Annotated in this window: 24 protein-coding genes and 1 pseudogene; 20 read left to right on the top strand and 5 right to left on the bottom strand. The window is 39.2% G+C overall.

Annotated features, from left to right (window positions below; all coding sequences use genetic code 11):
- Position 1 precedes the first annotated feature (1 nt).
- A complete protein-coding gene (locus IEW76_RS14170) occupies positions 2 to 928 on the bottom strand; it encodes a COX15/CtaA family protein (protein ID WP_188654913.1) in 927 nt (308 codons plus the stop codon).
- A gap of 667 nt (positions 929 to 1595) precedes the next feature.
- On the opposite strand from IEW76_RS14170, the gene cyoE reads away from it, so the two are divergent.
- From cyoE to IEW76_RS14130, 8 genes are all read left to right on the top strand, one after another.
- Entirely contained in the window at positions 1596 to 2537 is a 942-nt protein-coding gene (cyoE, locus tag IEW76_RS14165) for a heme o synthase (protein WP_188654911.1), read from the top strand.
- 86 nt (positions 2538 to 2623) lie between these two features.
- A complete protein-coding gene (coxB, locus tag IEW76_RS14160; RefSeq protein WP_188654909.1) occupies positions 2624 to 3715 on the top strand; it encodes a cytochrome c oxidase subunit II in 1092 nt (363 codons plus the stop codon).
- Positions 3716 to 3739: 24 nt separating this feature from the next.
- Positions 3740 to 5599, top strand: coding sequence for a cytochrome c oxidase subunit I (gene ctaD, locus IEW76_RS14155; RefSeq protein ID WP_188654907.1), 1860 nt, complete (start codon positions 3740 to 3742; stop codon positions 5597 to 5599).
- The gene (locus IEW76_RS14150; RefSeq protein WP_188654905.1) at positions 5596 to 6234 is read left to right on the top strand and encodes a cytochrome (ubi)quinol oxidase subunit III; all 639 of its coding nucleotides are present in this window, start codon (positions 5596 to 5598) and stop codon (positions 6232 to 6234) included. Before ctaD ends, IEW76_RS14150 begins: the two co-directional genes overlap by 4 nt.
- 3 nt (positions 6235 to 6237) lie before the next feature.
- Positions 6238 to 6555 (top strand): cytochrome c oxidase subunit IVB, encoded by a 318-nt coding sequence (gene ctaF / locus IEW76_RS14145; RefSeq protein ID WP_188654903.1) that lies wholly within the window; start codon positions 6238 to 6240, stop codon positions 6553 to 6555.
- A gap of 171 nt (positions 6556 to 6726) precedes the next feature.
- Positions 6727 to 7617 (top strand): cytochrome c oxidase assembly factor CtaG, encoded by an 891-nt coding sequence (ctaG, locus tag IEW76_RS14140; protein ID WP_188654901.1) that lies wholly within the window; start codon positions 6727 to 6729, stop codon positions 7615 to 7617.
- 83 nt (positions 7618 to 7700) lie between these two features.
- Positions 7701 to 8159 (top strand): DUF420 domain-containing protein, encoded by a 459-nt coding sequence (locus tag IEW76_RS14135; RefSeq protein WP_373285999.1) that lies wholly within the window; start codon positions 7701 to 7703, stop codon positions 8157 to 8159.
- A gap of 920 nt (positions 8160 to 9079) precedes the next feature.
- Complete coding sequence (locus IEW76_RS14130) at positions 9080 to 9595, top strand: GNAT family N-acetyltransferase (protein ID WP_188654897.1); 516 nt, start codon at positions 9080 to 9082, stop codon at positions 9593 to 9595.
- Between the two features lie 42 nt (positions 9596 to 9637).
- Here the strand turns inward: IEW76_RS14130 and ytvI are convergent, their stop codons facing one another.
- Positions 9638 to 10696 (bottom strand): sporulation integral membrane protein YtvI, encoded by a 1059-nt coding sequence (gene ytvI, locus IEW76_RS14125; protein WP_188654996.1) that lies wholly within the window; start codon positions 10694 to 10696, stop codon positions 9638 to 9640.
- A gap of 145 nt (positions 10697 to 10841) precedes the next feature.
- Here ytvI and mscL point away from each other — a divergent pair.
- Positions 10842 to 11222: pseudogene (gene mscL / locus IEW76_RS14120) on the top strand (large conductance mechanosensitive channel protein MscL); the annotation flags it as partial.
- A 96-nt stretch (positions 11223 to 11318) separates the two neighbouring features.
- On the opposite strand, the gene IEW76_RS14115 reads toward mscL, so the two are convergent.
- Positions 11319 to 11774, bottom strand: a complete 456-nt coding sequence (locus IEW76_RS14115) for a YugN family protein (RefSeq protein WP_188654893.1) — start codon at positions 11772 to 11774, stop codon at positions 11319 to 11321.
- Between the two features lie 809 nt (positions 11775 to 12583).
- Between IEW76_RS14115 and IEW76_RS14110 the strand changes: the two genes are divergently transcribed.
- The 6 genes from IEW76_RS14110 to IEW76_RS14085 all read left to right on the top strand — a co-directional run bounded on the left by IEW76_RS14110 (position 12584) and on the right by IEW76_RS14085 (position 16168).
- The gene (locus tag IEW76_RS14110) at positions 12584 to 13012 is read left to right on the top strand and encodes a CBS domain-containing protein (RefSeq protein ID WP_188654890.1); all 429 of its coding nucleotides are present in this window, start codon (positions 12584 to 12586) and stop codon (positions 13010 to 13012) included.
- A 113-nt stretch (positions 13013 to 13125) separates the two neighbouring features.
- The gene (locus IEW76_RS14105) at positions 13126 to 14208 is read left to right on the top strand and encodes a CAP domain-containing protein (protein ID WP_188654888.1); all 1083 of its coding nucleotides are present in this window, start codon (positions 13126 to 13128) and stop codon (positions 14206 to 14208) included.
- A 72-nt stretch (positions 14209 to 14280) separates the two neighbouring features.
- Positions 14281 to 14709, top strand: a complete 429-nt coding sequence (gene ylbD, locus IEW76_RS14100; protein WP_188654886.1) for a YlbD family protein — start codon at positions 14281 to 14283, stop codon at positions 14707 to 14709.
- A gap of 11 nt (positions 14710 to 14720) precedes the next feature.
- Positions 14721 to 14954 carry a YlbE-like family protein gene (locus IEW76_RS14095; protein WP_188654884.1) on the top strand — a complete coding sequence of 78 codons (234 nt, stop codon included), beginning with the start codon at positions 14721 to 14723 and terminating at the stop codon, positions 14952 to 14954.
- A gap of 67 nt (positions 14955 to 15021) precedes the next feature.
- Entirely contained in the window at positions 15022 to 15462 is a 441-nt protein-coding gene (locus IEW76_RS14090; RefSeq protein WP_036780851.1) for a YlbF/YmcA family competence regulator, read from the top strand.
- 427 nt (positions 15463 to 15889) lie between these two features.
- On the top strand, positions 15890 to 16168 hold the full coding sequence (locus IEW76_RS14085) for a YlbG family protein (RefSeq protein WP_036780847.1): 279 nt from the start codon (positions 15890 to 15892) through the stop codon (positions 16166 to 16168).
- Between the two features lie 39 nt (positions 16169 to 16207).
- On the opposite strand, the gene IEW76_RS14080 is transcribed toward IEW76_RS14085, so the two are convergent.
- Positions 16208 to 16597, bottom strand: coding sequence for a DUF7147 family protein (locus IEW76_RS14080; protein ID WP_188654882.1), 390 nt, complete (start codon positions 16595 to 16597; stop codon positions 16208 to 16210).
- 105 nt (positions 16598 to 16702) lie between these two features.
- Between IEW76_RS14080 and IEW76_RS14075 the strand changes: the two genes are divergently transcribed.
- The 3 genes from IEW76_RS14075 to coaD all read left to right on the top strand — a co-directional run bounded on the left by IEW76_RS14075 (position 16703) and on the right by coaD (position 19588).
- On the top strand, positions 16703 to 18124 hold the full coding sequence (locus IEW76_RS14075; RefSeq protein ID WP_188654880.1) for a stalk domain-containing protein: 1422 nt from the start codon (positions 16703 to 16705) through the stop codon (positions 18122 to 18124).
- Between the two features lie 369 nt (positions 18125 to 18493).
- Positions 18494 to 19093 carry a 16S rRNA (guanine(966)-N(2))-methyltransferase RsmD gene (rsmD, locus tag IEW76_RS14070; protein WP_188654878.1) on the top strand — a complete coding sequence of 200 codons (600 nt, stop codon included), beginning with the start codon at positions 18494 to 18496 and terminating at the stop codon, positions 19091 to 19093.
- A 12-nt stretch (positions 19094 to 19105) separates the two neighbouring features.
- Positions 19106 to 19588, top strand: a complete 483-nt coding sequence (coaD, locus tag IEW76_RS14065; RefSeq protein WP_188654876.1) for a pantetheine-phosphate adenylyltransferase — start codon at positions 19106 to 19108, stop codon at positions 19586 to 19588.
- Positions 19589 to 19612: 24 nt separating this feature from the next.
- Here coaD and spoVV read toward each other — a convergent pair whose 3' ends face one another.
- A complete protein-coding gene (gene spoVV / locus IEW76_RS14060) occupies positions 19613 to 20824 on the bottom strand; it encodes a dipicolinic acid transporter SpoVV (RefSeq protein ID WP_188654874.1) in 1212 nt (403 codons plus the stop codon).
- 167 nt (positions 20825 to 20991) lie between these two features.
- Between spoVV and IEW76_RS14055 the strand changes: the two genes are divergently transcribed.
- A complete protein-coding gene (locus tag IEW76_RS14055; RefSeq protein WP_188654872.1) occupies positions 20992 to 21789 on the top strand; it encodes a patatin-like phospholipase family protein in 798 nt (265 codons plus the stop codon).
- On the top strand, positions 21776 to 22804 hold the full coding sequence (locus IEW76_RS14050) for a SepM family pheromone-processing serine protease (protein ID WP_188654870.1): 1029 nt from the start codon (positions 21776 to 21778) through the stop codon (positions 22802 to 22804). The genes IEW76_RS14055 and IEW76_RS14050 overlap by 14 nt, the downstream gene beginning before the upstream one ends.

The raw sequence follows: 22804 nt of genomic DNA, 5'->3' as shown, positions 1-22804 counted from the left end.
ACTAATTATTTTTAGTTTTATCATATTTTGCGCTTCTAGAAGATAATAAAATAAAGTAAGTCAACAAGCTAAAGAAGCATGCGATGACGAGGGCGTGTAAAAGGGCAATAAATAGATTAAGTTGAGTAACAATAATCATTGCGCCTAAGAACACCTGAAGAGCCATAAGAAGAAATGCAAGGTTCCAGCCTGTTCTCATTACACCCTTAGACTTATACTGCTTCCTGATTCTTATAAACAAATAAGCCACCCAAACAAAAATTAAACCAGCGGCTAAGCGGTGTCCCATTTGAACCCACTCATGCATATTAAAGCTGCCAAGTTGTAAGGGGCTGCTATTATCACAAAATGGCCATCCTGTACACACAACGCTTGCTCCAACGTGACGAACAAGTGCACCTGTATAAACCACAGCCAATGTGTAAATAGCTAAACTATAAAATTGAATGCGCAAGCTTCGATCAATATAAAGAGATTCTGCATCAAATTTCCTATCAATCTCAAAAATTAATAGGGTTAATAAGAAGATGGATGCAAACGAAATCAATGAGATTCCAAAATGCATCGCCAACACAAAATCAGATTGTCCAAATTTAACTGCAGCTGCTCCAATTAATCCTTGAGCAACTAAGAAGAAAATGGATAAGAATGCAAGTAATTTTGTTTCTCGGATATGTCCTATATATCTCCATGCTAGAATGGATAACACTAATACAAATAATCCAACGCCTCCGGAAACAAGACGGTGAGCCATCTCTATAATAAGCTCTGGGGTAATGTTAGATGGGATAATTTGACCGTGACATAGTGGCCAGCTTCTTCCACACCCCATACCTGACTCTGTTTTGGTTACCAGCGCGCCACCTATTAGGACAAATAGCATTCCAAGAGACGATAGAACGGAAAGCCATTTTAGTAATTTAATCATTTCTCCACCTCTCTGTATATTTAGTGGAACATATCTATATTAATATAAATAAAAAAATAAGTGCAATTATCGAACGTAATGTTCACCAAATCGACACAAACTATATAATACCATGATTTATAAAGAGTAGGAAATTATAAGATAGATGACTCGAGTAAAATACATGATTTGTAATGATCAGATCACTAGTAAGTTTCAATAAGACCACAACGATACGCTAGGGTTTAAAAGTGGTACCTTTATCTCAATTCGTTCAATTAAGCCAATTCTTTTCTATTTTGTTTCTTATAGGAATTTCATATATATTTTCACAACAAATGTCAAAAAAGTGCTTGCAATGTAAACGGTTGTTTGCTAGAAATAAATAGGGGATTTGTTCTGATACTTACAATTCTTACCCGACCGATCATGCTCTCCATCACCTCTTTAAACTAAAGTCATCTATTCCTGATTATAGGGGTGTTCACAGATATTTCACAACTTAAAATATCTCTGATTAAATAGATAGAAAATCTATTCCATGATACAATAGGGTGGAATGTTTGAAATCTGTACGTTCATAAAAGTTTTTACAACACGCCCTCCTTTAAAATGTTAGGAGTTTGTTTATACTAAGTAGAATATGAACGAATTGTGAGGGAAGGTTGAAGGAGGAATACGAAGAACGATGAACAATCCAAGGACTGTTGAGTCAACATCACAAGTGATGAATCGTTCAGCCAGAGATGAAACCACTTCATCCTTATGGGCTGACATCCTTTCTTTGATTAAGATAGGGATTATAAATTCGAACCTAATGACTGCATTTGCTGGCTTTTGGCTAGCGGTACATTTCACCGAGGCATCTTTTTTTGATCATTGGCAAGCATTCTTAATGTCTATGATTGGGATTACTTTTGTTATTGCAGGTGGTTGTATAATTAACAACTATTACGACCGAGATATCGATAAAATAATGTCTCGAACGCAAAGCCGTCCAACGGTAACAGGTACAATATCATTAAGACACATCCTAATAATGGGTGTTAGTGTAACAGCATTAGGCCTACTATTTTTACTATTTACCACGTGGGTAGCTGCTTTAATCGGAGCTTTTGGTTGGTTTACGTATGTGGTTCTTTACACAATGTGGTCAAAAAGAAGATATACGTTAAACACGGTGATTGGTAGTTTTTCAGGGGCCGTTCCACCTTTAATTGGATGGGCAGCAATTGATCCTGGTTTACACCCAGTAGCATGGGGATTATTTTTCGTCATGTTCATTTGGCAAACTCCTCACTTCTTGGCGCTTGCCATGAAGAAAACAGAAGAGTATCGCAAGGCAGGCATACCTATGTTACCTGTCGTTCATGGGTTCTCAATCACGAAACGTCAAATTGTAATCTATACAGCATGTTTATTACCATTCCCGTTCTATCTTCATTCTTTAGGGACAGTCTTCGTGGTAATCGCCGCTTTACTCAGTATCGGTTGGTTTGCCATAGGGGTAGCAGGCTTCTTTATGAAGGATGATATGAAATGGGCAACATGGATGTTTGTTTACTCTTTAAATTATTTGACCATTCTATTTGTAGCGATGATTGTCGTTACATTGCCTAACCCTTTTTAAGTTGATCAGGAAAACTCTTAACGAGTTTTCCTGATTCTTAATAATAAATATTTGCAATATTACAAAGAGAAAGAGAGGTATCTTTAATGAAAGGATGGATGGGAAAGTCTCGCGTTCTGTTCCTTTTTGGCATTATGTTGCTGACCCTCACGGGTTGTGGGCTGCCTAATTTAACAGCTCTAGAGCCTAAAGGTGAAGGCGCTGATGTCATTTATGATCTTATGATGTTAAGCGTTATCATAATGGTCGTAGTAGGGGTCATAGTAATGGCGCTTTATTTCTTCGTCTTGATTCGTTATCGTCAAAAAGAGGACAATCAAGACTACATTCCGAAGCAAACGGAAGGAAACAAATTTCTGGAATTGTTATGGACAGTGGTTCCAATATTACTACTAATTGTTTTGGCTGTACCAACTGTTCAAAAGACATTTATGCTGGCTGATACAACTCCAGCAGAAGAGGACAAAGAAGATGCTGTAACGATTGAAGTAACAGGAAAACAGTATTGGTGGCATTATAATTATAATGGTCTTGAGGTTCAAGCTAGTCAAGATCTCTATATCCCTACAGGGGAACGCGTATACTTAAAATTAGCAGCCAGTGACGTTATCCACTCGTTCTGGGTTCCATCAATTTCAGGAAAGATGGATACAAACCCTGGTACTGGAAATGTAAATGAAATGTGGATTAATGCTTATGAAGAGGGCGTTTATTATGGTAAGTGTGCGGAGCTATGTGGTCCTTCACACTCTCTGATGAGCTTTAAAGTAGTAGCAGTAAGCCCGGAAGAATTTGACCAATGGGTAGAAGAGATGAAAAACGTAAATCCAGACGCTACGCCTGAGTCTGAATCGGCTCAAGCCGGTAAAGAGTTATTTAATAGTAAAGGCTGTATCGCCTGTCATGCGATTGGATCTTCACCAGCTGCGGCGGGACCTAATTTAACTAACTTTGGTTCTCGTGTGAAAATTGCTGGTATTTTAGACAATAATAAGCAAAACCTTATTGATTGGCTACAACACCCAGAAGAGATTAAACCAGGTAATAAGATGACAGGTAAATACGGGAATACTGATGCCGATAATCCGCTAACTTCAGAAGAAGCGGAACAACTGTCTGACTACTTACTACAGCTTAATCCTACAGAAATTACACCTGAGGATGCTGAAGCACAATAATAGAGAGAAAAGGGAGGTCGTAGCGTGAGTACAGCTACTGCGCAAAAGAAAGGCTTTGGCGCTACCCTATGGGATTACTTGACCACAGTGGATCACAAGAAAATTGCGATTCTTTACTTAGTCGCTGGTGGTATTTTCTTCCTTGCGGGTGGATTAGAAGCAATGCTGATTCGAATACAGCTTGCGGTGCCTGACAATGATTTTGTCTCTGCTGGTCTTTATAACCAGCTAATTACGATGCACGGAACAACCATGATCTTTTTAGCTGCAATGCCATTAATCTTTGCATTGATGAACATTGCTGTTCCATTACAGATCGGAGCACGTGACGTTGCATTTCCATTTTTAAATTCATTAGGTTTTTGGCTCTTTTTCTTTGGAGGCGTTTTACTTAATGTTTCTTGGTTTACAGGAGGTGCACCTGATGCGGGTTGGACAGCTTATGCACCTTTGTCAACGACTTCGCCAGGCCATGGTGTCGATTACTATGTAATGGGCCTTCAAATTTCTGGTGCAGGTACGCTAATTGGAGGAATTAACTTCCTAGTAACAATTGTGAACATGCGTGCCCCAGGTATGACATATATGCGTATGCCACTTTTCACGTGGACTGCATTTGTAACAAGTGTACTTATTCTTTTTGCATTCCCAGCTTTAACGGTTGGGCTGTTCCTTATGATGTTTGATCGTATGTTTGGTGCGAATTTCTTTGACCCTCAAATGGGAGGTAACCATGTCATTTGGGAACACTTATTCTGGATCTTTGGGCACCCAGAAGTATATATTTTGGTCTTACCGATCTTTGGACTGTTTAGTGACATAATTTCAACGTTCTCTAAGAAACGTTTATTTGGTTACTCTGCAATGGTTTTTGCTGTAGTCTTAATTGGCTTTCTAGGGTTCATGGTTTGGGCACACCACATGTTCACAACTGGTTTAGGCCCTGTAGCAAACTCTATTTTCGCTATTGCCACAATGGCCATTGCGGTCCCTACTGGTATCAAGATCTTTAACTGGATCTTTACTATGTGGGGTGGAAGCATCCGGATGACAACACCAATGCTTTGGACTGTAGCATTTATACCATCCTTCACTCTTGGAGGATTTGGTGGGGTAATGCTTGCAGCAGCAGCTGCTGACTACCAGTACCATGATACGTACTTTGTTGTCGCACACTTCCACTATGTTATTGTTGGGGGAGTTGTGTTTGGAGTATTTGCGGGTCTACACTATTGGTGGCCTAAATTCTTCGGTACGATGTTAAGTGAGAAGTTAGGAAAGCTTGCATTCTGGCCGTTCTTTATTGGCTTCCATTTAACGTTCTTTATACAGCACTTCCTAGGTTTAATGGGAATGCCTCGTCGTTATTGGAAGTTCTTGCCGAACCAAGATCTTGATTTAGGGAACCTGGTGAGTACAATCGGTGCCTTCTTAATGGCCATTGGTGCTGTCATATTCCTTATCAACGTAATCGTAACGTCTGTGAAAGGTGAGAAAGTTAGCGGAGACCCTTGGGATGGTCGTACACTAGAATGGTCAATTCCATCACCACCACCTTTCTATAACTTTACGCAAACACCACTTGTACGTGGACTTGATCCTTTATGGATTGAAAAGCGTCAAGGTAATGGGAAAATGACTCCAGCTGAGCCACTTGGAGATATACACATGCCGAATAATTCCTTTATTCCATTTGTAATGTCCCTTGGCCTATTCATTGCTGGTTTCGGGTTCATTTATCAAGTTGATGACAAGAACTGGTTAATCGTAGGTATTGCCGGTATGCTCATTACACTTGGATCCATGTTTGTAAGATCTGTAAAAGATGACCTGGGCTATCACATTCATAAAGAAGACCTAGAAAAGGGGGCTGGTTCTGAATGAGTAGCGATCAACTACAAAGACTAAAACCAGGGCAAAGCCCACACGAACCTGAAAAAGCCACCCTCGAAGGGAAAAATAAATTCCTAGGGTTCTGGTTTTTCCTAGGTGGAGAAACTGTATTATTTGCAAGTCTGTTCGGAACGTATTTAGCTTTAAACGGACCTGAGTCTAACACGAGTGGTCCAGGTCCAGCAGAATTATTTGGTCTTGAACTCGTCTTTATTATGACGGTTATTCTATTGACCAGCTCATTAACGAGTGTTTATGCGATTTACCATATGAAGAATTTAGACTTTGGTAAGATGCAACTATGGTTAGGAATTACGGTAGCTCTTGGTTTAACGTTCCTTGGTTTAGAGATATACGAGTTTTATGAGTATGTGATGCATGAAGATCACACATTTACATCAGATGCCTTTGGCTCAGCCTTCTATGCGCTCGTTGGTTTTCATGGTGGGCACGTACTGTTTGGTCTTCTCTGGATTGTTACGCTAATGGTACGTAACTCTAAACGAGGTCTTAACTTATACAATGCACCAAAGTTTTATATTGCTAGTCTGTACTGGCACTTTATCGACGTTGTTTGGGTATTTATCTTTACGGTAGTATACCTAATGGGAAAATTGGGGGGCTAATTTATGGCGAAAAACACCAATTCCACTAGTTATGAGTTTTACAAACAAAAGAACAAAGAAGAAATGAAGTACCAGCTTATTACATTCGCTTTAATGATCATCTTTACGCTCGTGTCGTTTGGAATGGTTATAGCGGAATACAATCCGATGTTTACTATACCAGTCATCATTCTGTTAGCTTGTGTACAAGTCGGATTTCAGCTTTACTACTTCATGCATATGAGCCACAAAGGACACGGGTTACCTGCGCTATTTTTATACTCTGGAGTATTTGTAGCACTTTTAACGGTCCTAGCAATGGTTACAATTGTTTGGTGGTAAAGAAAAGGAGGTTGGAGAGGGGATTCCTCTCCAACTTTTTTTGTTTTTTAACGCTAGGAATTTGTCAAACACTTGTCACTCTTCTATAAGGAACGACGTGGGTTTTTGGTAAAAAATACGGTATAATGGTGATAGGTAGTACACCTAAGACAGATACATGGAGTGAGATGAATGTGGTTAGAAATACAAATATTTGGGTTTAGAGCTCTGTGGAGTCCTTATTACTTCTTATTTGTCGTAACTTTGGGCGTGTTGTATTTTCTGTTAACAGGTCCTTTCAGGAAGCGTTTTGGACAATATGATAAGCCTTCTATTGCGCAACAAGTTATGTTTTATACAGGTCTAGCACTCCTTTATGTTATTAAAGGCTCTCCTATGGATTTGTTGGGACATATTTTATTTACAGCACATATGTTGCAAATGGCTTTATATTACCTATTGTTTCCGATCTTAATCATTAAAGGGTTACCATCATGGATGTGGGAGAAGGTATTCTCTGTTCCTATTTTGAAAAATGTCCTCTATCTATTAGCAAAGCCCCTTATTGCTTTGCTGCTATTTAATGGACTCTTCTCTTTATATCACATACCTGTTGTGTTTGATTTTACTAAATCGAACGCAATGGCACATGCGGTTGTTACGACGGTTATACTTGTGACTGCGTTTCTAGTTTGGTTGCCTATTTTTGCTCCGCTTGAAAAATTAGATACGTTGTCACCGTTACTAAAAATTGGTTTCATTTTTGCTAACGGCGTTTTAATAACACCTGCTTGTGGTCTTATTATTTTTGCTGAGACTCCTTTGTATAGCACATACAGCGACCCTTCTTCTTGGGCTGAAGCTATGAAGCTTTGTGTTCCACCTGGTGTGTTAAATGGGTTATCCCTAGGCGGTCCTGAAATCTTTTCACCTATGTCTGTTCGTGAAGATCAAGCAACAGGTGGTATTATTATGAAGATCACACAGGAAATTGTTTATGGAACGATTCTGGCTATCATTTTCTTCTCTTGGTTTAACAAAGAGAGTACCAACATTGATCCATTACCAAGTGAGTCGAACTAATTGTAGCTCCTCTTTTTAGAGAGAGGAGTTTTTTCTTACATAATAGAGAAATTGTTTATAAGAGGAGTATGGGGGGGATGGTTATGTTACCAATTTTACCTACGATTAGCACGGCCTTTATTGTAATTAGTGCGATTTTTATCGCAATTGGTTGGGTGCTTATTGCGAAGGGGAATATTGTAGCGCACAAACGTGTTATGATTGCAGGAGCTGTAAGTGCGCTTACGTTTTTTATTATTTATCTTTCAAGAACGATTTTTGTAGGGAACACCAGTTTTGGAGGACCAGATGATATTAAAATCTATTACACGCTGTTTTTAATCTTCCATATCATATTGGCTACAACCGGTGGAATATTCGGTATAGTTACACTCGTTTTAGCCTTTAAACGTAACATTACAAAACACCGTAAACTTGGGCCAATTACAAGTGTAATTTGGTTCTTTACAGCAATAACTGGAGTTGCCGTATACTTACTGCTTTATGTATTTTATAGTGGTGGAGAAACAACAAGCATGTTAAAAGCAATTCTCGGTTTTTAGTGGGTACCTTCTATCTATTATGAAATAGGTAGAAGGTTTTTTTATTTTACGATCTGGTAACCTTTAGTCTTGTTAATGGTTGTAACTGCTTAGTTCAAGAATAGGGCAGGATTGTTGACGACTCGAAGCTGAGAGAATGTTCCGTTTGCGTTGTTAGATCGTGAGGTGGTTCGGGAAATCACTCGCTTTCCGCGGGGGGCTGGGGAGCCTCCTCAGTCGCATTCGCTCCCTCCGGGGTCTCCCCTAGCTTAAAAGTACAGGCGTGGTGCCTAGGACCGTACGGACAAGACAGCTTTTTGGAAAAGGCGATTAGCCTTTGTAAAAAAGATGACTTGTCTTGCTAGGTCCTCCACGCCGGAACTAGATAGGCTCCTACTGCCGCAGGAGTCTCGCAATTTCCCGAACCACCTCTGCCATATATGGAGTTACGGAAACATGCCATATATGGAAACCTCGCAATTCTCACCACCCTATAGATGTGGGGGACGTTCGTAAAACTATAGCCAGGGGTGTCTGGGGAGCGGGGAGACTCCTGCGGGAGAAAGAGGTCGACGAGACCCCGGACTGAACGAAGTGAAGGAGGAGGCTCGACAGCTCGCCCGCGGAAAGCGAGTCGTTCCCCAGACACCCCTAGCACTCAACAAACGTAACGGCCCTGTCAAACGAAAATATCTCAACTTCTTGTCTTCCATATAAGGGGCTTATGTGGAAAGGGCTAAACAATACCAACAAAAATAAAACCATCGATAAATTAAATAAATAGGTAAGGATAGGATTACGTTAAAAATATTATGAGTAAAAGAGAGTGATTTGGTTTAACTTATTGAGATAAAAGGTAAGAGTAGTAAAGGAAGAAGCAGTTACATACATAATGGACCTGAATGATTTCCAACTACTTTGAAATGAAAGGTGGCTACACTATGAATATAGAAAATCAGCGACTAATGATGACGCCTATAACTATATCACAGGCTCAGCAGCTGATGGTTAGTCCAGAGAGTTATCCAGACTGGCTAAATGTGAAATACGATTCTTTATGGCCAGATGACGGGCTAAAGGCAATGCTTCCAATATACGTAGAATCTTTAGAGAATGATGGAAATGAATATGGATTTGGTCCGTGGATCATTTTACATAAACATAAAGATATGGTCATAGGTGATATAGGCTTTAAAGGAAAGCCGGTTGATGGCGTGGTGGAAATTGGATACTTCATTTCCAATATTCATCGCAATCAAGGATACGCTAAAGAAGCGATCGACTCTATGGTAAACTGGGCCTTTTCACAAGAAGGGGTAGAAACGATTGCTGCAACATGTACATCACAAAACGTTCCTTCTTGTAAGGTGCTAGAAGCGAATGGATTTAAACGTACAGGTGAAGAAGATGGTTTGATCGTTTTTGAAACTCATAAAAAAACTTCTTGGCAAAAATAAAAAAGGTGTTAGGGCGCTTATAAAGCGCCCTAACACCTTTTTTTATATCTTGTAGTTAAACTTAATAATTCCAGCTTCTTTCGCTGAGTTAAAGGCAATTACAATGAATGGACCTATAAAGAATCCTAATACACCAATCAGTTTTAATCCAAGGTACATTGCGATTAGTGTAGCTAGAGGAGAGAGTCCAATGTGGCGTCCCATAACTTTTGGTTCTACAGTTCGTCGAATGGCTAAAAGGACGATGGCTAATATAGAAAGCTGCGTTCCCATAGCAATATCACCAACAATAAAGGCGTATAGTGCCCATGGTCCAAGTACCGCAATTGAACCAATAATAGGGATGAAATCTATTGCCCAAATAATTAGAGACATCAGGATAGCAACTTTTGGAGAAATATAAAGTAAGCCTATTAAGGATACGACAAAGATAATGATACTGACTAAAAATTGAGCTTTTAGAAACCCAAACACAACATAAGAAAGTCGGCTGTTCATAAACCTTACTTTCTCTGCGGTTTTAGATGTCATGTGATCGTAAGCTTTGGCTTTCAGTTTTGGTATCTCTAACATAAACAAGAACAGAGCGATTAAGTATACTAGGAAACTAACTAAATAGTTTGGAATCTCAGCCAGGAAATTTCCTATTTTCTTTAACTGATCATCCACTTTATATTCGCTTGTGTATGTATCAAACTTATCTTTTAATGTGCCACTTACTTCCTCAACAACCGTTGTCGGGAAACGTTCAACAAATTGATTTGTGTCTCTTGCTCTCTCGTCAAAGAAATCTTCCACTTGTTCAAAATAGACAGGAGCGTTGTTGGCAACGTTTATAACTTGTGTTACGGCTTTTGTTACTAATAGGGATCCTACTAGCCCCACAATAATTAAAAATGTAATGTAAACAATAATCACGGATAGTTTTCGCTTAAAGCGAAATTTGTACTGCAACCATCGTACTAATGGATTTAAGAACAAAGCTGTAAAGAATGCCAGTAAGAGTGGCAAGGATACAGGCAGTATAAAATAAGCTCCAATAATTAAGATGATGGTTAAGAAAATCAGGATCCAATGTTTTTTACTCATATAACGGAACAATTTACTTTCAGAAGCTCCTTTCAATCAACACTCTCATAATGAAAATATAGCATGAACATATTCTTTTGAACAGTTAAAAAACTTAAATAAAATACATGTCTTATTGTAAACATACATACGATGGAACGAGAAGGGGGGACAGTCTATGTGGAAACAATTTAAAACCTTTGCTACAAAAGGAAATGTGCTTGACCTTTCTATTGCTGTAGTTATTGGAGGAGCGTTTGGGAAAATAATTGAATCACTTGTAGACGACATTGTCATGCCTGTTGTTGGTTTGTTAATGGGAGGCGTTAACCTCCAAGCGCTCCATATTCAGTTCGCCTTAGGAAAAGGAACCGTATATATTCAGTATGGCGCATTCTTGCAGTCTGCAGTCGACTTTTTTATCATTACATTTGCTATTTTCCTCTTTCTTAAAGTAATTTTAAAACTTAAAGGGGAATCAAAAGGTCAAGTCCAGTTTCAGAAAGAAACGACTGATCAAATATTAGGAGATATAAGGGATATCATAAAAGAACAAACAAAAAATCAGGGGGGAATACAGAAACCGCCTATTATTCATATTCACGATCATAAGGAAAAGACTGCTAACGAATCCAATCGTTAACAGTCTGAATCCTTAATTATTCTTCTGGTATTTTTCGAGCATCTCTTTTGCACCGTCGAATTGGTATTGATCAATTAGTTTCTTAGCCCGGTCAAGCAAGTGTTCATTTTGGAATTCGTCTATCATGTCTTTGACACGATCTAGGACTTTGTTGCTTTTGTCTACAAGCGTATCCGGGAAATCTTCTCCGTCACCGTATTCTACACCGTGAGGATAATAGTGTTTTCCTAAGAGAGGGGTTAACAGCTGCATAGTAGCGTCGTGCCTGTCTACATCACCTTCAAGAGCATATCCTTGCACGCGTAGATAATACGTTTCACCTTTTGTTGCCGTATTAATTTTATAATCGTAAGTTACACGTTCGTAGTCCCATTGTCCGCCTCTGACAAAACCAGCTTTCTTCATCAAGTGGTCTAATTTCTTCAGTTCCACGATTGCGCCTTCAATACCTTTACCTTCAATTCTCATGTGTTCCACCTCGCATCATGTCTTTATGTAAACGTGTTCTTACTTAATCATATAAAAAAGTCGCCCAACTTGCAATTATTTACCTATAAAAAGTAAGTTGACATTCATTTGTTTGCTGGAAAGGACCGTTAAGTTTGATGAGTGGTTGGGCTAGCTCGGGGACAACTCGCTTTCCTGCGGGGAGCTGGGAAGCCTCCTCGTTCGCTGTCGCTCTCTGTGGGGTCTTCCCTAGTTTGAAAGTGCAGGAGTGGTGCCTAGGACCGTACGGATAAGACAGCTTTTTGGAGAAGGCGATTAGCCTTTGTAAAAAAGATGACTTATCTCGCTAGGTCCTCCACTCCGGGACTAGATAGGCTCCTTACCCCGCAGGAGTCTCGCAGTCCCCGAGCTAGCCCTTACGTTAACTAGATTAACGGTCCCGGAATCACATCAAATAATCTTGGTTCTTCTCACTAGCTTGTTTCCGTTCACACTAATTTGGAAAAGGTGGGCCTGGAAACTGCGAGCCTCCCGTAGGCAGAAGAGCAAGTCTAATCCTTACGGTCCTGGACACCACGCCTGCACTTATAAATCTAGGTGAGACCACACAGGAAAGCGAGTGGTTTCAAGGGCCACCTTACGCTCAACTAAATCTAACGGAAACTCTTTCTCAATTTCGAGTCTTCAATATTAGTGCCCTTTTAATGAAAAACTTATGATAAAGATCAAATACATCCGTTTATCGTGCAAGAAATCATTTATTTAGGACACATTAAAGCGTGGGATGATTATTGAGGCATCCATGAATACTACGAACGGAGGAGATTTGGATGAAATCAGTTCGAGATATTATGACAACAGATGTAGCGTGTTGCACATCAGACGATACCCTTTATGAGGCTGCGGTTAAAATGAAAGAACGTAATGTAGGGTCGATTCCTGTATGTGATAATCAACAAAACCTTTTAGGGATGGTAACAGACCGTGACCTCGTCATAAGAGGCTATGCAGGGAAGCATGCGGGTTCGACCGCAATCAAAAAGGTTATGAGTGACCATATGGTCTCTGTGACTCCTGAAACATCGGTTACAGAAGCTGGAGACTTAATGGCAGATAAACAAATTCGTCGTTTGCCTATAGTTGAAGGTGGAAAGCTTGTAGGTATTGTTTCTCTTGGAGACCTTTCATTAGATCAAAAATCTAATGAAGCAGCTGGTCATGCATTAGAAGAAATTTCTGAGCGTCCAGAACTTCATTAATACGTTGCTATAGACCCCTCCATTAGAGGGGTCTTTTTGTTCTATGATTTCTATCATAATTTAGCTTGTTTGCTATTATACTAGACTATCAAGTATGGAGGGAGCGTGAAAGCTTGAAGAGGACCTTTACAATTAGTTTCTTTTTCTCACTTATCATTGTTCTATATCTAATGGGGATGAACGAAAATAAAGAAGAACCTCATAAATCCATAGCTCCAACTTTAGAAATGAAAGAAAAAAATGAGGAAGATAAAGCAGAAAACATAGCAGTTCCAGCTCACTCTTCTATTAAAGATAGGGAACAATTTACTTCTATGCCCATAAATGAACTTATTGGCAAGACCGCCAGGGAGATAGAATCTTTATTAGGGAAAGCTGATCGAAAGGACCCGACCCCTTATGGATATGCGTGGTGGATTTATGAAAATAGCGAAAACTATTACCAAGTTGGTATGAATCAAAACAAAGTAGTAGCTGTTTACGGGATCGGCCCCTCTATGGAACTTAGATCTATTAAGATCGGCCAAACAAGAGACGAGATTGAAGAAATTCTGTCATTACAAAAAGAAGTGGAAGTTGTTACAGGAGAGGGATCTTTTCTTTTTACTTTAACTAATGAAGACTACATTCAAAGACCTCTGGTTAATTTGGATGACTCTATAGTTATGCAGTTGTACTTTGATTCCATTACGAACAGGTTGTCATCTGTTCGTTTGTTAACGAATGAGATTCTACTTTTACATCGTCCTTACAACGTTTCTTATTCAGGGCGTCTGCCTGAACTCCCGCTTATCATGGATGACGATTGGCCAGCAATCGAATATGGTATGGAGAAACAAATTCATGCAATATCAAACCAAATTCGAAGTCAGTTTAATAAAGAAAGGTTAGTTTGGGACGAGTTAACGGCAGGGGTTGCATTCAGACATAGTAAAGATATGGCTGTCCATAATTATTTTTCCCATATCTCGCTTGATGGAGACGGTCTAGAAGAACGTTTAAGAAAGAGTGAGATACAATATGCATCAGCTGGAGAGAATATAGCTGCTCAGTACCCAGATGCACCTGCAGTTGTAGAGGGATGGTTAAATAGTAAAGGGCACAGAGAAGCTTTATTAAATGAAAACTACACACACCTTGGTGTAGGGGTGTATCGATACTATTATACTCAAAATTTTCTCGAACAACCCTACTAGGCATATGCACATGACTCTTCTGTCACTCATATACTACTTGTAAAGAAAGATCTTAATGTGAGGTGGTACAGAATGAGTTCAAACCTACATCCATCTGTTGCGGAGTTTAAGGAATTTACTGAACGTTACCCAAAGTTAATCAAACATGTTCGGGACCATCGGGAGAGTTGGCAACCTTACTATGAAAAGTGGGTACTATTAGGCGAAGATGACCCATATTGGAATCAGTTTACCGAGGGAAATGAGCAAGGAAAAACTAATGATCAACAAACTGAGGGGAAAGAAGATCAAGATTCTACAAATAACAAAGAGATGATGGGACAGTTTATGAATATGATTGAGAATGTAGATTTAAACAAAGTGCAGGGTCATATTCAACAATTAAATGGAGCGATATCAAACATTCAAAACCTTGTGGGGCAATTCCAGGAGATGAAGAAGACCAATCCGACTAAAGGAAACGCACCTAAAAAATCGCCATTTGGATTTGGGCGTGATTAAGGAGGAAGCTTGTGCAACCAGGTGTTTATCAATATTTAAACAATCGACCTGATCTAATCAACTTTATTCGACAAAACCCCAAATGGTACCGTAAAATCACACGTGATCCTGGGGTTTTGCCAAATATGGAAGAGGAAGCAAAATACTTCTTTGGAAAAACGGCTTCTCAGAAAATGGAGAGAATGACCAACCAATTACAAATGGTCCAAATGCTTATGCAAATGGCCCAGGCGATGAAAGAGTAAAAAAATGTTCATAAATATTTCGTTTTTCTAAAAGAATTTGGTAAAATAGCAAGTGGAGGTGATTTACTTGCTAGCTACTTCAGAGACAGTTGAAATTCTGGATCAAAGTGAACAGTTAGGAAAGTTGGTATCAGGTTCAGATGTATATGAAAGATACCTCCAAGCCAAACAAGATATGGAGCGGGATCGAGAGGCTCAGCGCCTGATTCGTGCTTTTCAAGATAGTAAAACACAGTATGAAGAGGTTGAGAGATTCGGCCGATATCACCCTGATTATAACCAAATCATGAAGGCGGTTCGTCAGAAAAAGCGTGATATGGATATGAATGATTATGTAGCCGCTTATAAGGTAGCAGAACGTGAGCTACAGAAGTTACTTGATGAACTTAGCCAAATCATTGCCGGAAGCATAAGTCCGCAAATTAAAGTTCCAAAAGACGGAGCGGTATTTCAAGATACAGGCGGCGGTTGTGGTTGCGGTAGTGGCGGCGGTTGTGGCTGTTCTTAACCACTATTACTGGAATCGAATACAGTCTGTGCACATGTTCCCGCAACAAAACATTTTTTGCTGAGGAACAAGGAAACGGACCCGATACACATATAGCGCCTCATGCTCTCTCACGAAGCTCATAGAGAGGGTGAGGCGTTTTCCTTTCATAGCAGAAGCCGCTGCCTTTTTAAGGCTTCCTTCAATCACCTTTCTTTCGGGTAGGGTAGAAGAAGTTACATACACAAAAGGTATTCCTGCTATTGTCTTTTTGTAACATGTAAGAATGCATGGGTCGTGATTTAATGTCAGCATGAATAGATGCCAAGCTGTTTCTACATCTGTCATTACCATTCCCCCTGGTTATAAAAGTTCGTTATTCTGTAATTGAACCTTTTCGCAATATTTGCTAAACTAATTTAAAACCATTTATGAAAGAGGATGCCCTATGTTTACGAAGAGACAAGGATTAGTCATATGGTTTCAACATATGAAAAATATCCGCCAAATTAAACGTTATGGTCATTTAGTACATGCATCAAAAAAACATAAGTATGCTCTTTTATACGTCAATCAGGACGAAATAGAAGACGTTATGACTAAACTTTCTAAACTTCATTATATCCAGAAGGTAGAGCCTTCTTACAAGCCTTTTATTCGAACAGAGTATGAAAATTCAAAACCGGATAAAGCAAAAGAGTATGATTATAAATACGGTAGTATATAAAAAGAGCATGGGATGATGGTCCCGTGCTCTTTTTAATGCTTAACTCATAGGAGCAATGTAGCGGTTCATTCGTAGTATACCGATTAGGTGCTGATAAAATAGTTCACGCTCACCAAATATTTGACTAGGCTGAACCGTGAGCTCAATTATGTCCTTTTGAAGGTCATTAGCTAGACTTTTGAATAAATCGAATCGTTTATTAGGGATGTCATGTGGATATGGAATCCCTTCACGACAAATATAAAGGGGTTGAAAATCTCCTGGAGTTGTAGGTTTCATTACAACAACGAGCGAAGTGCGCTTCTCTTCACCTGTAGTTGTGTGAAATGCCATCAGATGTTGTATACGCTCGGGCATACTTCTACTTATTGTAAGTAATTCGTATAAATCGGAATATCCTTGACCTAGTTCAATAAAACGCTGAATCATATTGCCACCTCTTTCTTGATAATCTCTTATGATACAATAGCAAAAAATAAAGAGGTTGGATAGATATTATTGTAAACCGCTTGAAATATTGAGGAGTTACAAACAATGATAAGGAAATCTTTACTTTACACAACCCCACTATTATTTTTACTTACACTCCTTGTCTTATACCAGTGGAGTATGTATACGTATGGTGGTCAAGAGGCTGACGCATCTCTACCTTCGCCTAAAGCAAATATACGAGTCATACATGATGATGGTCGTATTTATGTTGAGCAGTCTATTGAAGCAGTTAAGGAAGGATCTTATACAGTAAGGGTTCCAGAAGGTATTGGCAGCGTAGAATGTGTGTATGAGGAGGGGAAGACTTGTTTGTTAGAAGGCTCCCCTACTACAGTTACTGTTTCTGCCAATAAAGAGCTTCATTTTACATATGAACTTCCTTATAGAGGTGAAGGTTTTATTTCTGGTGTTTGGTTCATTCAGCTAGTAAGCAATGGTTCCCTTATACCAATGGACATGAATGTATCTATTACAGAGAAGCAGCCTGATAAATGGATTTGGATAAGCTCTGCGTTAGAAGTTGCAAAAATTAAGAAAGACCATATTGATTTTTATCAGTGGGAAGAAGAGAAAGTAACTAATTTTCCCCTATACTCTCTAGAAGCAGAAGGTTATTCAGAACAACAAAAAGGTCCTATTACATTCTATTCTAAGAATAGTCTACCTGAACATACTTTAAATAAAATACAAGTTCTATATGCGCAATTATCTGAAGAGTCCTTGGTTGTGGTGGTCGGGAGTAAGTCTAACTCATCTCAACGAGGTGTAATGCATGTTTCATCACTAAACGAACAAAGTTTTAAAGAAGCCTGGTATCATTTGGTGCTTACTGCAGGAGCTAGTGTTCCTAAAGAGATGAAATGGTTAATAGATTCATTAGTTGCTTATTCTGCTAACACAAATTCGGATACGGAAAAAGGTAAGAAGATAAAGACGGCATTAACAGAACAGGTAACAGAAATAGAGAAAGAGAAATTTTTTATGCTTCTATCAGAAAAAGACGAAATTCGAATTCCATCTGACTTAGATCAAACGCTCGGAAAAGTAAAAGGGCTCGAAACATCATTCTTTCAAGAAAACATTTCCCTTCGGAAGTCTTTTGTTCCTTTATACTTTTATGAAACAAAAGAAATTCTCTTAAACAATAATCCAGTTAAAGTTAACTGGAGGCCGATAAAAATTGAGGGAGAACGTTTCTATCCTCTGGGTGGTTTAGCTACATTAATGAATATGGAAGTAACAGGAATTCCTAGTGAAAATGTATATATAGTAAGAAAGGAAGATGATACTTGGAGATTCTCTCTTAATAAACAAACCTTTATTGAAAACGAAGAATCTTTCGGTATAGCTAGTGAGGTACTCATCGAAGTGAATAAGGATGTGTATATGAAAGAGCGCTATATAAAAGAAATATTAGGGATAAGTGTTCAAGAAGGGGATCAAAGTCTTTATATTATAGAATAAAAAAGCCTGCAGACATCTGTCTGCAGGCACCTTTTTTGATTTAATTCACATCAAACCAAAAAGGCAAAGGGAGAGGAGAAACCGGAGGAAGAACTTATGGGGAACGTAAGTCTTCTCCGTCTTCGGGAACGGTTAGGAGAAACCCTAACCGTTCCTTAGACAGTATGAGCGGTTTTAATTCCATTTATACACGCTTATTTAAATTTAATTGTGGGTTATTTTGAAGACAATTAGCAAATCGGAAATGTTTCTTTAGAAGTGAATCAACGATCTAAAAATAAGTCTTCGCTATATGGTGCCAAAGTTCTGGTAGGGAGAAAGGTTCACGGAAATGATGGAAACCTGTGAGTTTCCTCTTTGTGAACGTTTATGATAGGATTATGTACGAAATGGTTAGAGAAAGGTGTTGACTCTATGCGCGTAATAGCAGGAGAACATAAAGGACGACAGCTTCAACCAGTGCCTCATCGGTTGACTCGTCCAACGACAGACAAAGTGAAAGAAGCATTATTTCAAATGATTGGCCCTTACTTTGATGGAGGGGTGTGCCTTGACTTATTTGCTGGAAGTGGAGGTCTTGGTATTGAGTCATTAAGTAGAGGTATGGATAAATCAATCTTTGTGGATAAGCATCCAAAAGCGATTGCTACGATCTATGATAATTTGAAGGCTCTTAAGTTAGAAGAGCATGCAGAAGTCTATAAGAATGATGCTTACAGAGCGATAAAAGCAGCAGGAAAAAGAGGGTTGCAATTCGATCTTGTATTCCTAGATCCTCCATATGATAAATTCTCATATCAGGAGCTTATCGATTCCATGCTTGAGCATTCCGTAGTTAATGAGGGGACAACCATTGTTTGCGAACATTCTTCCGAACAATCTTTACCTGACTCATTTGGTCCTTTTAAACGCTTTCGTCATGAAACCTATTCAAGCATTATTTCAATCAGTCTTTATAAACAAGAATAGAGGAGGATTTTGATGGCAACCTTAGCAATTTGTCCAGGAAGTTTCGATCCGATTACATATGGTCACCTTGATATTATAGAGCGTGGAGCAAAGATTTTTGATCATGTAACGGTAGCAGTGTTTCATAATCGTGCTAAATCTCCCCTATTTTCTGTTGAAGAGCGTATAGAAATGATACAAGAAGTTACAAGTCATCTTGATAATGTGACTGTAGATTCTAGTAGCGGTTTACTTATTGATTATGCCGAAGAAAAAGGTGCAAATGTTGTACTAAGAGGGCTACGAGCTGTGAGTGATTTTGAGTATGAGATGCAAATCACAGCTATGAATCGAAAATTGAATGACTCTATTGAAACGTTCTTTGTCATGACCAACAATCAATATTCATTCTTAAGTTCAAGCATTGTGAAAGAAGTGTCAAAATATCAAGGAGATGTCTCTGAACTAGTTCCTCCACAAATTGAAGAAGCTTTGAAAGCTAAATATATGAAATAGCCCCCTAACAATAAGTTAGTCGGGCTATTTTTTTATCATTCTTCGATACAAAATAAAGCTCGCAATAGCTAGGGAAGCGATCGTCATGAGAGGGCCTATGTTTACAAGCTTCTCAAAAAGTTCTGACCAAAATGTTTCATGTTTACTTAATCTCATCCATACAGGTGATTCATCGGATTCGAATGCTTGCCGATCCACGTAGAGGGGAACAAACAATAATACACTTAGCCCTGCAGCGAAAAGACCATGAAGAATACGCGCAAAGAAATAAGGTCGGAAGCGGATGTCAGTGTCTGCTAAAATACTAGCTACTTGTGCTTGTACAGAAAAACCATTAAAAGCTAATATAAAACTGACACAAATAACTTGTTGTAATAGAACTGAATTTTCAGCTTGAGCAGTCATCTGAGAACCGAGTGTAATTTCGAATAATCCTGAAATAAATGGGAGGGTCAATTCTTGCGGCAATGTAATCATCTGAAAAAGGATACCTATTCCACCGGCAATAATAGGTGTGATTCCTACTAAAAATAATAGTTTATTAAACACAGAAAACATGATGATAAATCCACCAATCATAAGTAACGTTTGGATAGAAGATAAAACAGCGTCTCCAAAAAACTTACCAAATGGGCGTGGTTCTTCCAAGCGTGTTTGATGAAGGGCTAGGAAAGCTTTTTTTAAGGTGATCTTTTCTCTAGAGCGGTCTCGTGTAGGAGTATGCTCTCGTCCATAAAAACGCATGCATATACCTACTAATGTATTTCCTACGTAATGGCTTGCTGCTAGTAATATTCCTAATGTAGGATCGTGAAAGAACCCTACAGAAACTGCTCCGAATATAAACAGTGGGTTAGAGGCATTAGTGAAAGAAACGAGTCGCTCAGCCTCTATTCGTGTAAGCTGCTTCTCTTGCCTCAACCTTGCTGTTAGCTTGGCGCCAGAGGGATATCCGCTTGCCATACCCATTGCCCACACGAAACTGCCTACTCCAGGAACTCTAAATATTGGCCTCATAATTGGCTCAAATAGAATTCCTATGAAACGAACAACCCCGAAACCGATTAAAAGTTCAGCCGTGATAAAAAACGGGAGCAGGGAGGGGAACACAATTTCCCACCACATGTTTAACCCTCGGATGGAAGCTTCAAGAGCTTGATCAGGGAAGCGAATTAGCGAGAAAGCAATAAATAATGCCATCAACGCGAGTGTTAGTGATTTAACTTGTGATTTCATATATAGCCCCCTACAAATTGACCGACTGTACTTCTTTTTTGGGAAATAGTAAAATGTTCATAACATATACATACAGTACAAGCGTTTCTATATCACTATACGCTCATGAGAAAGAGATTTATGCCATAAAATAAGAAAAGCAAGGCAAGAAAAAGGGAGGTCTTAGGGTGAAGAGACCTGTTGTTGGATTGGCCTTAGGGTCTGGAGGTGCAAGAGGGTTTGCTCATCTAGGTGTGTTAAAGGCGCTAAAGGATTCCGGTATACCAGTGGACCTAATTGCGGGAAGTAGCATGGGAGCACTTGTGGGATCTTTGTATTGTGCTGGGCAGGATATGGACCAATTATACAAATTAGCTAAAACGTTCAAGCGTAAGTATTATTTAGATTTCACTGTTCCTAAAATGGGCTTTATTCAAGGTAAGCGTATTAAAGAGTACATAAGTTTATTTACGTATAGAAAGAATATTCAGGATTTAGATATCCCATTCTCCGTCATTGCAACAGATTTGCATACGGGTGAGAAAGTCATTTTTAAAGAAGGCAATACAGCAGAAGCAGTTAGAGCAAGTATCTCTATCCCGGGCATTTTTGTCCCTGTAAAGATTGGAGGTCGTTTATTGATCGACGGAGGGGTTGTTGACCGGGTTCCGGTTTCTGTAGCAAGAGAGATGGGCGCTGACATTGTAATTGGGGTTGATTGTGCACACTTTGATGGCAGTAATGACGTCCAATCCATCTATGATGTAATCATTCAAAGTATTGAGATCATGCAAGATGAATTGCTCAGCCAGATTGATCTTGATGCAGATTTTATGTTGAAGCCAGATGTGAAGAAGTTTAGTTCGAGAGCCTTTACGGATACAGTCGAGATCGTAAATGAGGGAGAGAAAGAAGCAAATCGTCATATTGCAGCGATTCGAACGTATATAGAGAATTGGAAGGAGTCCGACCATGAAGCAGAATAAAAGATATTTTATAGTATTTGCGGTAGTAGTGGTACTTGCCTTTTTCTTGGCTCAGTACCGTTTGCCGTATTACATTTATCAGCCTGGATCGGCTGATGACTTGAATCCAGTAGTACAAGTTCAAGATGGATTTAAAAGTGATGGAGAGATGCACTTGGTTACCGTTAGCGGTGGACCTGCAACGCCGATTAGGTATGTGATTGCTAAAATCCTTCCTTATCATGAAATTTATGATATTGAAGATATTTTACCTGAAGGTGTTAGTCAAAATGAGTATCATCACGCCCAACTTCAAGTAATGGAATCGTCTCAGGAAGCTGCTCAAGTAGTTGCTTACCAAGCTGCAGGGAAGGACATTACGATCAACTATGATGGGGTTTACGTTATGAGCGTAGGTCAAGATATGCCAGCAGAGGGGAAACTTGAAATTGGGGATCGTATTATTGAAGTGAACGGAAAAGAGATTAAAAAGTCAGAAGAACTTATTGACTTAATTGCACCACTTAAAGTCGGTGATAGTGTAGAAGTTACGTTTGAACGAAAAAATAAGAAAATGACGAAAACGGTTTCTCTACAAAAACATCCTGAAGAGGATCGAGCTATTATGGGGATCGGGCTTGTCACGGATCGCAGTGTTAAAGTTGATCCTGCTGTAAACTTTAAGAGTGGAGAAATTGGAGGACCTAGTGCTGGCCTCATGTTTTCGTTGGAAATTTATGATCAATTAACAGAGAGCGATATTACGAAAGGGTATCAAGTCGCTGGTACAGGTGAGATATCATATGAAGGAAAAGTTGGACGTATTGGTGGAATCGATAAAAAAGTCGTAGCTTCTGATGAAGAAGGGATTGAAATCTTTTTCGCTCCAAACGAAGGTGGAAAAGAGGGATCTAACTACGAGGTGGCTAAAAAGACAGCTGAAGATATCGGGACAGACATGAAGATTGTGCCTGTAGACACCTTTGATGAAGCGTTACAGTACTTAAAGGACTTAGATCCTAAAACAGAAGATTAA

The organism is Pontibacillus salipaludis, assembly GCF_014642405.1.
GTDB classification, from domain to species: Bacteria; Bacillota; Bacilli; order Bacillales; family BH030062; genus Pontibacillus; species Pontibacillus salipaludis.
The sequence above is the reverse complement of the archived record's forward strand: the minus strand, read 5'-3'. Positions and strand labels throughout refer to the sequence as shown.

What these genes read in the sequence shown, in the direction of transcription:
- IEW76_RS14080 (WP_188654882.1), bottom strand. Translation starts at nt 16,597, where the DNA reads ATGATTCAGCGTTTTATTGAACTAGGTCAAGGATATTCCGATTTATAC.
- IEW76_RS14135 (WP_373285999.1), top strand. Translation starts at nt 7,701, where the DNA reads ATGTTACCAATTTTACCTACGATTAGCACGGCCTTTATTGTAATTAGT.
- IEW76_RS14115 (WP_188654893.1), bottom strand. Translation starts at nt 11,774, where the DNA reads ATGAGAATTGAAGGTAAAGGTATTGAAGGCGCAATCGTGGAACTGAAG.
- rsmD (WP_188654878.1), top strand. Translation starts at nt 18,494, where the DNA reads ATGATAGGATTATGTACGAAATGGTTAGAGAAAGGTGTTGACTCTATG.
- IEW76_RS14050 (WP_188654870.1), top strand. Translation starts at nt 21,776, where the DNA reads ATGAAGCAGAATAAAAGATATTTTATAGTATTTGCGGTAGTAGTGGTA.
- spoVV (WP_188654874.1), bottom strand. Translation starts at nt 20,824, where the DNA reads ATGAAATCACAAGTTAAATCACTAACACTCGCGTTGATGGCATTATTT.
- ctaG (WP_188654901.1), top strand. Translation starts at nt 6,727, where the DNA reads ATGTGGTTAGAAATACAAATATTTGGGTTTAGAGCTCTGTGGAGTCCT.
- IEW76_RS14075 (WP_188654880.1), top strand. Translation starts at nt 16,703, where the DNA reads ATGATAAGGAAATCTTTACTTTACACAACCCCACTATTATTTTTACTT.
- ylbD (WP_188654886.1), top strand. Translation starts at nt 14,281, where the DNA reads ATGAGTTCAAACCTACATCCATCTGTTGCGGAGTTTAAGGAATTTACT.
- coaD (WP_188654876.1), top strand. Translation starts at nt 19,106, where the DNA reads ATGGCAACCTTAGCAATTTGTCCAGGAAGTTTCGATCCGATTACATAT.
- IEW76_RS14110 (WP_188654890.1), top strand. Translation starts at nt 12,584, where the DNA reads ATGAAATCAGTTCGAGATATTATGACAACAGATGTAGCGTGTTGCACA.
- IEW76_RS14150 (WP_188654905.1), top strand. Translation starts at nt 5,596, where the DNA reads ATGAGTAGCGATCAACTACAAAGACTAAAACCAGGGCAAAGCCCACAC.
- coxB (WP_188654909.1), top strand. Translation starts at nt 2,624, where the DNA reads ATGAAAGGATGGATGGGAAAGTCTCGCGTTCTGTTCCTTTTTGGCATT.
- ctaF (WP_188654903.1), top strand. Translation starts at nt 6,238, where the DNA reads ATGGCGAAAAACACCAATTCCACTAGTTATGAGTTTTACAAACAAAAG.
- cyoE (WP_188654911.1), top strand. Translation starts at nt 1,596, where the DNA reads ATGAACAATCCAAGGACTGTTGAGTCAACATCACAAGTGATGAATCGT.
- IEW76_RS14085 (WP_036780847.1), top strand. Translation starts at nt 15,890, where the DNA reads ATGTTTACGAAGAGACAAGGATTAGTCATATGGTTTCAACATATGAAA.
- IEW76_RS14130 (WP_188654897.1), top strand. Translation starts at nt 9,080, where the DNA reads ATGAATATAGAAAATCAGCGACTAATGATGACGCCTATAACTATATCA.
- IEW76_RS14170 (WP_188654913.1), bottom strand. Translation starts at nt 928, where the DNA reads ATGATTAAATTACTAAAATGGCTTTCCGTTCTATCGTCTCTTGGAATG.